The organism is Parabacteroides faecalis (assembly GCF_022809355.1).
Lineage (GTDB): Bacteria > Bacteroidota > Bacteroidia > Bacteroidales > Tannerellaceae > Parabacteroides > Parabacteroides faecalis.
This window is the reverse complement of sequence record NZ_JAKZMM010000004.1, coordinates 98,430-110,578: the sequence shown is the minus strand read 5'-3', so window position 1 is coordinate 110,578 and position 12,149 is coordinate 98,430. Positions and strand designations below refer to the sequence as shown.

Below are 12,149 nucleotides of genomic sequence, written 5' to 3'. Positions count from 1 at the left end.
CACCGCACACTCACATGTTATCTCATCACGGTCGCCATGGTTCCCGTAGCCGTCATCTTGGCTTGTTGTGCCACGCCCTCGCCGAAGTTTCGGGTTGAGAAGGCGGTGTCGCCCTCTGGTATCATCCATGCCGCAAGGTCGGGCACGAGGTTCAGGCATTTCAACGCCACGATGCTCGCTGCCATCAGATAGCCTGCCGAGAAGAACGAGTTTTGCAGATAGGCTGCCATCGTCTGCTCACTGGCGGTGATGGCCGTCAGGTTCTCTACCTGTATGCAGAGCACAATATCAAACAGCAACAGGACGTAGAAACCGACGAAGTATAGGCAAAAACGAATGATAACAAATCTAATAAAAAGAAACAAAAGTGAAGTAATATAACTGATATATAACGTATTACGCTTATTTCTTTCTTATTCTTTGATTTCCTTATATTTGATGTTTTAGGTGCAAATTTGTTGCAGATTTGTTGCGTATTCTCAGAAATTTGGTATAACTTTGCATCAAAATCAGATGCTTGAGGCACCGCCGAAAGCAAATCAAAACAAATAAAAACAGACAAATATGGGAAGACCCAAGAAAGCATTAAAAGTAAAAGAGCCGATAAGGCTCAGGGAGCGCAAGCTTGCTAACGGCAACCTTGGGCTCTATCTCGACATCTATGTAAAGGGTACGCGCAAGTATGAATCCTTAGGGCTGTATCTCATCCCAGAGAAGACCCCACTGGACAAGCAGATGAACATCCACACCCGACAGGTGGCGGAGAAAATCAAGGCAGACCGTATCATTGCATTGCAGGAGCGAGGCATCAAACAGTACGAGAAGATTAAGCAGTCGAACATGTCTTTGCTTGACTGGCTGCGCAAGTACGAACAGGAGAATTTCGGATTTCGCCCATCGACTTTGAAAGGTCGTGTCGATATGCGGAAGAAAGTGGAGGAATATCTGGAACAGCAAAAGACACCTTATATTTCCATGAACGAGGTGGATGCTGACTTCTGTCGTGGCTTCCTCCGATTCCTTGCAACAGCTAAGAACAGCGTTTGTACAATCAATGAGAGAACTATATCTCCAGGATGTGCCCACCATCATCAAGCCGTCTTTAATGGAGCATTGAACAAGGCTGTGCGAGAAGGATTGTTGACGGCAAATCCGATGAAGAGCCTTGACCGTAAAGAGAAGTTCCAGCCTTCACCAGAGGACAGGGAGTTTTTGACCATTGAGGAACTGCGCTCATTGATGGCTTTGCCGTGTTCCAATGAGCAGGTGAAGAAAGCGTTTGTCTTCTCCTGCTTCACAGGCTTGCGATTGAGTGATGCACGCACACTGACATGGCGCAAGGTCTATAAGACTCCTGATGGCAAGACCCTCTACATCCATGTGTTCATGCAGAAGACGCAGAAGCCTAACAATATTCCCTTGTCGCAGGAGGCGCTGAACTGCTTGCAGGCGAAGGATGATTTGGATGAGCCTATATTTACCTTACCAGCCAGTGATGCGACCATCAACTATCATGTCAAGAAGTTGGTAAAGGCAGCAGGGATAGAGAAGAAGGTCTCTTTCCATTGCAGCCGCCACACCTTTGCAACCATGATGCTGACTCTCGGAGTGGACATATACACGACGAGCAAGCTGCTTGGTCATGCCAATGTGACTACAACAGCCATCTATGCCAAAATCGTGGACAAGAAGAAAGTGGATGCAATGAACCTCGTCAACGACCTATTTACAAAGGATGATAATACCGAAAAACTATGAAGATAGAACTACGCAGCCGCAAGCATAAGAGCGGCAACACGACCCTATATCTGGAGTTCTATGAAAAGGGAGGAAAGCGTCAGTATGAATCGCTGAACCTTTACCTTATTCCCGAGAAGACAGATAACGACCGCAGGGTAAACGAAGCCACGCTGAAAAAGGCATTGAAGATAAAGTCTGAGAGAATACTGGGTATTTGCAGCAAACCAGAGGGAAAGGCGGTATCTACACCTACCGCTGAGTTTTCAAAATGGATGGATGAATACTTACTTCACCTTCAAAAGGGAGACAGATATTCGCTTGCGTATCAGAAGCATATGCGGAGTACCGTCAACACCGTCAAGTCATATCTGGCTCACATCAACCGTCCCAGTCTCATGATGGACAAGGTGGACAAGTCCTTCTACAAGAACTTTCTCACATATATCAAAGATGTGTACCGAAACATGAAGTCTCCCAATCGTCCGAAACCATTGTCACCCAAAACAATGCTTCTGATACAGACCAATGTCAACTCTATGCTGAAATATGCGGTGGAGCAAGGCGTGTTACAGAAGCATCCGTTTTATGAACTGGAAAAGCGAGAAACCTTTGCAAAGACACCGAGCGACAGGGACTATCTTACCGTAGAAGAGTTGAATCGCATGGCGGAAGTCGAAACTGGCAGTCCTGTTACGAAGCAGACATTTATGTTCTGCTGCTTTACAGGTTTGCGCCATAGCGACTTGCTGCAACTGTATTGGCGAGACATCCGAGAAACAGAGGATGGGCTACAAGTGTATGTCCAATCCATGCAGAAAACGAAGAAATCTGCGGTAATCCCTTTGGGGAGGCAGGCTTTGGAATGGATGCCGGAACGTGGCACCGCCTCACTTGATGACAGGGTGTTCACACATATCCCCCTTCTCTGCAATGCCGACCGTGCTTTGAAGCGTATGACAGCTAAAGCAGGAATAGACAAATCCATTTCCTTCCATTGCAGCCGTCACACCTTCGCCACCCTCATCCTGACAGCAGGAAGTGACATCTACACCACAAGTGAGATGTTGGGGCATACCAACATCCACACCACGGAAATCTATGCCGATGTGGTGATGGAAAAGAAAGTCGATGCGGTTAATATGCTTAACGGCATCTTCTGATTTCACAAGAAGTGTTCTATGTGCGAGCCACAATAAGGGTTCGTGCTTGGAACACTTCTTTTCCCTCTTGTTGATGAAAAAATACTTATGTGAAATGGGAATGTTAGGCAAAAACACATACAAAAGGAGTTTTTTTCTACGCTAAATATCAAAAATACAACCAGAAAGTTGTGTTATTCATTTTTTTTATGTAATTTTGCACCCGTATAATAAGATGCAGGAATATCTTCATGAGCACAACGATTGACAATAGAACTTTGACGCAAACAAGCGTAAATGAACAACGAGTGAATATGGAACAAGAAGTCAAAGATTGGGAGAAATACTCCCGACAAATAGTGTTAGCCATGTCGAAAAGAATGGCAGAACTCGGAATGACGCAACAGATGCTTGCAGAGAAGATGAATTGCACGCAGCAATATGTCTCCAAAGTGTTGAAAGGTCAAAAGAATATGTCGTTGGAAACATTGTGTAAGATAGAAAGCGCTTTAAACATTGAGATATTAAAAAAATAGCAACTGGTAAAATAATGAGATATCTTTTGTGATATAAAAATGACTGTTATTAATATGCAAGTTGGTGACATTATAGAAGAAGCAAAAATTGTCAATATAAAAGATTTTGGAGTTTTTGTTGAAATCAGTCCATTTCAAGATGGATTGATTCATTTCTCGCAGATTATTCCGAAAGTCGAATATGGCAATATTGGTAATGTTTTGTCTGTTGGGGATAAAGTGCGATGTGCTGTGTCTGAAATCAAACTTGATGGAAAGATTAATTTGACGATGAAAATCAGGAAGCGCATTGAGCGCAAACATCAGATTGAACAAGTTAAAAAAGATATCGCCAACATGTCTGATGAAGACACGAGTTTACGTTCTATATGGATGGTGTTGACCAATATACAACACTACATGTTAAAATACATGCAGTTGGCAATTCCATTGAAGAAAGGTTCTGCCTGTTTGAATACAAAAGGAAACAAACTGATTGCTCAGATAGACTCACAAATCCACTTTGATAATTTCAAGAGCGAAGTAAGAAGATTGTATAGTGCAAATGTTGTCCGTCATAGTCAACTGCCTGGATTTTGGTATTTTGAAACAGATGCTGATTTGTGTTCAGATATGCAACAGTTTGTTGACTCTTGCAATAATATGTATGTTGCTGTTCGTTCAAATCCAGTTGTTGAGATACAGATTAAGGGTGCAGACTCAACTTCAAAAGGAATCATAAAGACTCGCCTTCAGAACTACTATTCTCAGTTGGATTTTTTTGAAATCAACGAAGATTTAATGGTTGTCACTGTTCCATACGAGAACCGTGCTGCTTTGGAGGATTTGAAGGAAGAACTCGGCTATGCTCTCAACGGTATTCGCAATGGTGTGCCAGACTTTGCAGAAGAAGGCGAACAAACCACTTTCGATCCGGCAAGATTTGTATATGAAATTAATTATCCGCAAGATGGAGCAGACCGTTTCCTGTTGACTCTCGACAATGAAGCTTTATTAGACAAAGAAGGACTTCGCTTTGGTGGACTTTATGGACAAAGTTTCATCATCAAAGACGGAGAGAAAGAATACAAACTCGGCAAACTTAGCAAGATTGAATATCCAAATGTTACGTTTAATCTTTTGCCAGAAGATAGCGACAAGATAAAGAAAATGGCTGAGAATGATTGCATCACAGCAGTTATTCCAGACATGGATGATATGACTGGCGAAATAGAAAAGGTTAATCGCCTTAGAGATTCGTTCGATAGAATCACTGAGCATCCCGAAGATTTGGTCAACCCTCAACTGGCTTCCTATTTGTTTGATGCTTCAAAAGCAACCAAGTTAACACATGAAGTTATAGAACAACGAGTCGAACAAATAAAGAAATGCCAACTTAACAACTCTCTCAATGAATCACAAATTCAGGCAATAGCAAAAGCAGTTGAAGCCAAAGACCTTGCCATCATACAAGGTCCTCCTGGAACAGGTAAGTCAACAGCTATTGCCGAACTGATTTGGCAACTGGCACAGCAAAAGCCCGACAGTAGAATATTACTTACATCGGAAGCCAACCTTGCAGTTGACAATGCTTTAGACCGACTGAAATTCTCCCTCCACAACATCGTTAAACCAATTCGTGTAGCTGCGGGTGACAAATTTTCAGCCGAAGGCTTTGCGTACTCCCAAGTGGAGATGAAGAAGTGGGCAGGAATCGAAATGTCAGATATTGATACAGAAGACAATGCTGTTGCCATAGATACAGATGAATACAAGTCGTTTAATCCGCAGGAACTTGTATTGAACAGATGGATGAAGAACATCTACAAGCGTTCACAACTTCACTTGCAAAGAGAAGATTTGAAGCGCTTGTGGTTTGATTTTCTCATGGATTTGCCGTCCAAATGGCGAAAGGAAGTCTATCAGGAATACGTCAGTCATTGCAATGTCATAGGAGCTACTTGTAGTTCTATTTCCGATACTAACTACTCTGCCACAGAAGCAAAGGGAAAACATAGAGATTCCCGTTTCATCAAACGGTTCCGTGCAATTTTTGGCGAGACAGAGATAAACGGTTATCCTGTATTCTTGCGTTTCAACACGGTTATTCAAGACGAAGCCAGCAAAGCGACTCCAGCCGAGTTGTCTCTTCCTCTTGTATATGGCGAGAAGGCCGTGGTCATTGGTGACCATCGTCAGTTGCCACCTAATCTTGACAGGGAAGACATCTTGTTCAAACTGCATATGCAAAAGTTGAAAGCCGACAGCAGGGAAGAACATGACCAGATAGAACAATTAGAGTCGTATGTAAGAAAGAATTTCGACATTTTGGAGAAGTCTCATTTTGAAAGACTCTTCCGACAGATTGACTCGTCTCTACGTGGTACTTTCGACACACAGTATCGTATGCACAATGACATAAATCGTGTCATTGAGCAGTTCTATGTTGATGACGGTGGACTTAAATGTGGTGTAGCCAACGAAAGCCGGGAACACGGCATTGATATTCCTAATCTCATTTCGCCAGACAATCATGTTATTTGGATAAACACATCTTCTCCGGAAGTTCGAGACGGAACATCACGAGCAAACAGAGGTGAGGTGGAAGCCATAGAGTGGGTGTTGTCGCAGCTTTCAAAGTCAGAGAGTTTCCGTTGCTATCAGGAATCTCTGCCTACCAATGAAGACCGAGAAATCGGACTGATTACATTTTATGGCAGTCAGTTGAAACGATTGAAAGGGATTGTGGATAAGGAAACGAAGAAAGGACTAAGTATAAAGATGAGTTCTGTTGACCGATTCCAAGGAATGGAGCGCAACATCATCATTGTCTCGATGGTAAGAAGCAATTCCATGGCACAGAAATGGGGACAGAAACCAGACTACAACAGATTCCCTAATGTAGGTTTTCCTGCACAAAAAGAATATGGTTTTGCCAAATCGCCCAATCGTCTTAACGTGGCTTTGTCACGAGCAAAGAGGCTGCTTATCATCGTTGGCAACGGCGAACATTTCAGCAACTACACTAATCCGCAAGGGCAAGCCATTTACAAGAATGTATTTGATGAGGTAAAAAACAATCCTAATGGCAGGATTATAGAATGGAATGTTCGCAAACCGAAACAAGAACGTGTGGCGAAGATTGTCAGAGTACCAATGCCTATACAACGTTCTGTAAACCTGAACACTCGTGATATCAACGCAGAAACAGACAAGAATCTGCGTATAAAAGAAACATGGCTTACACCAGACGGGCAACCTACTGAAAATCCGCATTTCGCAGTTCTTGAATTGTCAACAAAAGCTGTGAAACTGCTTATCGGCAGAAACGAGGAAACAATCAGGACTGCAACACGATTCGATTTCAATAACTTCATTCGTGATGCTGCCAAACCAGAAACAGGAAAAGGATTGGACAGTCAGAACTTGATGAATATGGAATACTTTAGGGGCAGGGTTCTTCCTGTAATCAAAAGGATGAAACAGAAAATGCGTTCTGAAGGTGTCGATGTTGTTTACACCGTTGCCACAGCTGCCTATCGTACAGCAAAGAATCGTGACGAAGTGATAGAATGCATCCGTCGTGAGGCTGGAATAAATGTGCGCATTCTGTCAAAGAAAGAGGAATCTGTATCGACAATGTTTGCCTATGGCATATCATCACGCTACAAGTTGGATATTCAGAAGTCAAGACATTCTGTGATGGTTGACCAAGGTGGCGGTTCTACCGAAGTCAGCGTGTTCAATCGGGGTGAATTGGAAGGTTCGTACAGTATAAACCTCGGTACAACAGCCTTGCGCAATATTTTGACAAAAGACATTCCACCAACCACACTTTTGGTCGATGCATTCAAAAAGAGCGACCAAATGCTAAGAGAAAGAATGGTGGCGTTCACCAAGAATATGAACACAACAATGCAAACCAACGAAGAAACATTCTGCGTTAGCGTAGGTTCTGCCATAACTCATGCGACAGGAAAGAAAAAAAATGCGCAACAACATGATTGTATTCTCAACTACGAGCAGATTGCAGATAAAATAGAAAATCTCACAGCAAAATTGCTGGAGATGTTCAACACCGTTGGCGATTTGGTACGTTGGGAACGACAAATGACAGGCGACACCATTGACGATATGCTCACCCTGCGCATGGGATTGCCGATGTATCTTCTGCTTATGGAGAAATTTAATATCAAGCAAATCCACGTTTGTGGAACAGGCTTGTGGTATGGTATTTATTTGCAGCATCTTTTTAATGTAGCCGACTAATATGGAAAATCAGACATATAACAATTTGATATATCGTTCTATAGAAGAAGACCGTCAATTGCGTTCACTTCTTCTGAAAACGCGCTCTTGCACAGTTGAATACTACACAACCCATAAACTGGAGCCATTAGACATACTTGTTGGCGAATTGCTTTTGGAAAGCGCAAACGCACAACTGGAATGTGTTGCTCTTGGACGAGTTCTCGGTTTCGACGTAGAAGCGCACCCGGAAAATGGCATGTACTACGATGAGGCAGAAGATAATCTGTTCCATAAATTCCTACATTCGGTGCAAGAATGGGGAATAATTAACGTTGACAAAGAAAACGGTATTGTAGCCCTTACAGCTTTAGGCAAGGTTTGTTTGCAGAACAAAGAGAAATATAAGTTCTTATCTGCTAACACAAATTCTTTGGAGTTTGTCAATTTGAAAGCTGCTGATGGCAGAATCGTATCGCTTTATCCGTTCCATTCTGAATTAGGTTTGTCTCTTTCGCTTGACCATTCCAAAACTCTCAATTACGAAGATTGTTTGTGTGAAGTAATCAACAGTGAGACAAACGATGTGCTGGTAAACAGCTTGAAGTTGCAAGTTCCAGAAGGAATCTGTGTTTACAAAGCCGAGTTCACAAATTACCTGGGTGTAAAGCCAATCAAACTGGATATTGAACTTTATGAGACAGAAGGCAAATATTTACTGAATTTCATCTCGGCTGGCAATAACTGTCCGATGTTGAATGCTCTGTTTGACCTTGAAGTTAATGCCGATGCAAAAGAACGTAAAGTTGAACAATGCCTGTACTATCGCCTTGTCAACAATCCAGATGTTATTCTGGACTACAATGCATTGCAGCCATTTGATGATATTATCGAGGTTGACCGACTGATAAAAGATTCCAGATTAGTTTGGACTGATCCACAATTACTTCAGCTTATAATTTCACGATGTGATGCTGATCGTTGGCATTCTTTGTCAAAACATTGCGATGTAGACGTTTTAAAAAATATAATCCCTGACCACATTCAAGATTTGGACTGGGGCACATTGACAGTTAGGCTTGACAGCCAATATATTTCCACTCATTCAACGGATTATCCGTGGGATAAATACACGCTGTTTGCCCGCACTCCCGTAGAGAAAGAGTTGATACAGGAATTCCTCGTCGAGCATTCATTCCCAGAGGGAAAAGACGATGACCAATGGGATTGGGATGATGTTCTACCTATTGTTGGTATGGACTTCATCATGCAACATCTTGGCGACATTCCGTTCGACCTTACCGATATCACAAAAGAACTGGATGATACACGACGTCAATACATAGTAACAAATCCCGATGCACGTTGGGATTGGCAATTTGTAGTGACTGAATATCCTATTGACTTTATTGTCTCTAACATCACTGTCTTGTATCCGCATATCAATATGCAGATACTTGTGCAGCGCATTTTTACTGATAATGAACTCGCCAACCTTTATGCGACATCGCAACCGCTGAAAGACAGTATTCGGGCCTCGGAACTTCCTCTGCGATTCAATGCCAACAGTCTTGGCTTTGTTTGGACTGACGAAATTATTGATTTCTGTGAATCGTGTGGGTTGATTTCTTGGCCATCAACTACATATAAGATGGGGTTTGAGTGTAACCCGAACTTGGTATGGGATGCGAACTTCTTCCAGAAATACAGCGATAAAGTAACAACTCAGCAAGGTTACAGTTGGGTCTCTCGCCGTGTAACAGATTCATCAATTGTTGATAACAACCCGAATTTCAAATGGAATAAGATTGCGTTGTCACAGAATCCTGCAATTTGCCACGATATCGCTTTCATTACCTCGCATTGGGATGTAGTGGATGCCGCTACAATTATCATGTGTTGCGATATTGCAATGTTGGAGGAATTGTTCCTTTCGCTATCAGCGAAAGCAATGGTCGGTCAATTGTTAGCTACGTCGTTGGATATTCAGAAACGGCTGATTACAAATCTTTCTACAGAAACCATCCTTGACAGCTACTCAGAAGGATGGAACAAAACTCTGTTCACAGAAAGTATTTGTCAATCTGTTGACTTGACAACATTGGATGAAATGGCGTGGCATGAAATGTTGGATTGGGAATATCTGACAGCAAATCTGCCTGTTGCAGATATTCAATCTAATATAAACAAGTATGCTGACAAATGGAATCATACTGTTTTTGCCAATCGTATTACTGGCAAAGAATTGTTGGCTGACAAGTTTTTGGAAACCTATGCCGAGGTAATTTATGGACAGAACTTGGCAGAAATAATCTGGCCAGTAATAACATGCAAGTTCCCTGCAAACGAACTCATTTCGCTCGTAGAGGAATACAACGGCGAACAATACCATTGGGATTATGCTCACATGTATGAGCTGACTGATTTCCCTGCAAAGGAATATATTGAGCAACATACAGAGAAAGTGCGGTGGGCAGAGTTCTCGGCATCTGCCGCAGCAAACAGATTGTTCTCAAAGACTGGTGCAAGCAAAACACAAAGTTTGTGGTTGCGCATATACGAAGATATTCTGAACAATGACAGTTATCAATGGGATTATAACAAACTGACAAAACAGCCAAACATCTTGAAACTACCAAAACTGTTCTTACAGAAAAAAGAATGGGATTGGGAATACATATCTGAACACGCAACATGGATATCTGCTCAGGAAGGCAGAAACTATTACTTCAACCTGTTTGCCGACTCGTTGGATTTTGGCAAGTTGTCACATCGCACAGACATTAAGCTAACAGAAAAAGTAATTGAACGATACGACAAGAAAAAGCAATGGGATTGGGATGCTTTGGTGCAGAACGAAAGCATAAACTTTTCGTTTGAATATATCGACAAGCACGAAGACAAACCTTGGAATTGGCATTTCCTTGCACATCGCGAAGGTTTGCCGTTTGATGTAGTTCTCAGCCACAAGGAAAAAGATTGGGATTGGCATTATCTATCAACTCTCGACATCTTTGAGCCGTCTGTTAATTTGTTGACTTATCTTGCCGAGCATGATTATGAAATAGACTGGAATTCAGTTTCTGAGAATAAGAAACTTACAGGCGATGTCATTGATACATTCAAGGATAAAATTAACTGGAATGTGTTTGTCAATAGTTGTCCCGCACTCCTTTCTATCGCAACAGTTAATTTCTTGAAGAAATACAAGGATGTTATTTCATGGGATGACTTTAATGAACGTCTTGGTGTGGATGTTACGACTGAAATGTTGCAGGAATTTGCCAACCGACTCAATTGGAGATTTGTTTCTCAGTCGCAGAAAATAAAGTTTACAGAGGAACTGGTTCGCAAGTACGAGGACAAATGGTTCTGGCCAGAATTGATGCGGAATATAAAAGTTCAAGAAGACATTCCTGATTTTGAAAGCATCTTTGCTAACCATCGCAGCATCGTGACATTTACCAACAGAATCAAGGATTATCACAGCAATCCGCACATCTACCATTTCACGCATTTCTACAACGCAATAGATGTTATACGTAGTCGAAAAATCCTCAGCCGTGACAGTGCAGAGGAATTGGGATTATTGAAATATGACTCTGCGGGTTCTGTTGTGTTCCGTAGCAGCAAGGCACACAAATTTGCTCGCTTCTATTTCCGTCCTTGTACTCCCACACAGTATTACAATGAGGCTTTGGGCGCTGATTCAAAATTAGGAGAGTGGAGAACAAAGTGGTATAAAAATTGGTATGGAGAATGGGAATCAACACCCGAATGGAAAAGCAAATATCCAAAAGCTGTCGGGTTGGGCTTACCGAAATGTCCTATACCTGTGTTCTTCAGGTTTGATATAGATGAAGTCTTGGCGAAGATTCCAGAGAAATGTTATTACAGTGACAAAAATATGCAGTCGGACAACCCGAATGTGTATCAAATCATTGCTAAACCAGAATCATTAGGGCTTGAATATCTATATAGCACAATGCAAGATGCATATAGAACAGCAAAAAGTTCTGGCAAATATAATCGTGAAGTTCATTTGAACGAGATGAGTAAAGTAATGAGATACTCTCAGCAAGAATTTCTTGTTATGTCGGAATTTGACTTTAGCGAACTCAAGTCTCTCCAAATTATATGCTACGACAGTTTTTATGCGGAGTTATTGAAACAAATCTTTGCAGATGATCCAATATCTGAGAAAATTGTGGCATATTGCGATGAGAGTCTTTTTGAGAGAGAAAACCGCAGACTTAATCTTTCGTCATCAGGAGACAACGTTCGTCTGTCAACTGACTTTGAGGATGAATACTATTTCAACATCACGGGCGAGAAAATCTCTAAAGTAGAGTTCGACTTGTCTGCTTGCGAAGTTATCTATGACACAACAAACGAACTACGCTTAAAGGGAACTATAGCATGGAAGAAGACAGACATTCCGTTCAATATCTCTTTCGTTGACCCGAAAGCAAGGACAAAAGAATGGCTCGTATATCAAAACATTTAG

At 41.9% G+C, this 12,149-nt stretch carries 5 protein-coding genes and 1 pseudogene; 5 read left to right on the top strand and 1 reads right to left on the bottom strand.

Annotation, left to right across the window (positions count from 1 at the left end; all coding sequences use genetic code 11):
- Positions 1-17: 17 nt before the first annotated feature.
- Positions 18-329 (bottom strand): annotated as a pseudogene (locus MUN53_RS02495) (hypothetical protein); the annotation flags it as partial.
- A gap of 235 nt (positions 330-564) precedes the next feature.
- Here MUN53_RS02495 and MUN53_RS02490 point away from each other — a divergent pair.
- The 5 genes from MUN53_RS02490 to MUN53_RS02470 all read left to right on the top strand — a co-directional run bounded on the left by MUN53_RS02490 (position 565) and on the right by MUN53_RS02470 (position 12,149).
- On the top strand, positions 565-1,758 hold the full coding sequence (locus MUN53_RS02490; RefSeq protein ID WP_243323280.1) for a site-specific integrase: 1,194 nt from the start codon (positions 565-567) through the stop codon (positions 1,756-1,758).
- On the top strand, positions 1,755-2,900 hold the full coding sequence (locus MUN53_RS02485; RefSeq protein ID WP_243323279.1) for a site-specific integrase: 1,146 nt from the start codon (positions 1,755-1,757) through the stop codon (positions 2,898-2,900). The genes MUN53_RS02490 and MUN53_RS02485 overlap by 4 nt, the downstream gene beginning before the upstream one ends.
- A gap of 293 nt (positions 2,901-3,193) precedes the next feature.
- A complete protein-coding gene (locus tag MUN53_RS02480) occupies positions 3,194-3,415 on the top strand; it encodes a helix-turn-helix domain-containing protein (protein ID WP_229094575.1) in 222 nt (73 codons plus the stop codon).
- 39 nt (positions 3,416-3,454) lie between these two features.
- On the top strand, positions 3,455-7,663 hold the full coding sequence (locus MUN53_RS02475) for an AAA domain-containing protein (protein ID WP_243323278.1): 4,209 nt from the start codon (positions 3,455-3,457) through the stop codon (positions 7,661-7,663).
- A 1-nt stretch (position 7,664) separates the two neighbouring features.
- Positions 7,665-12,149, top strand: a complete 4,485-nt coding sequence (locus MUN53_RS02470; RefSeq protein WP_243323277.1) for a DarT ssDNA thymidine ADP-ribosyltransferase family protein — start codon at positions 7,665-7,667, stop codon at positions 12,147-12,149.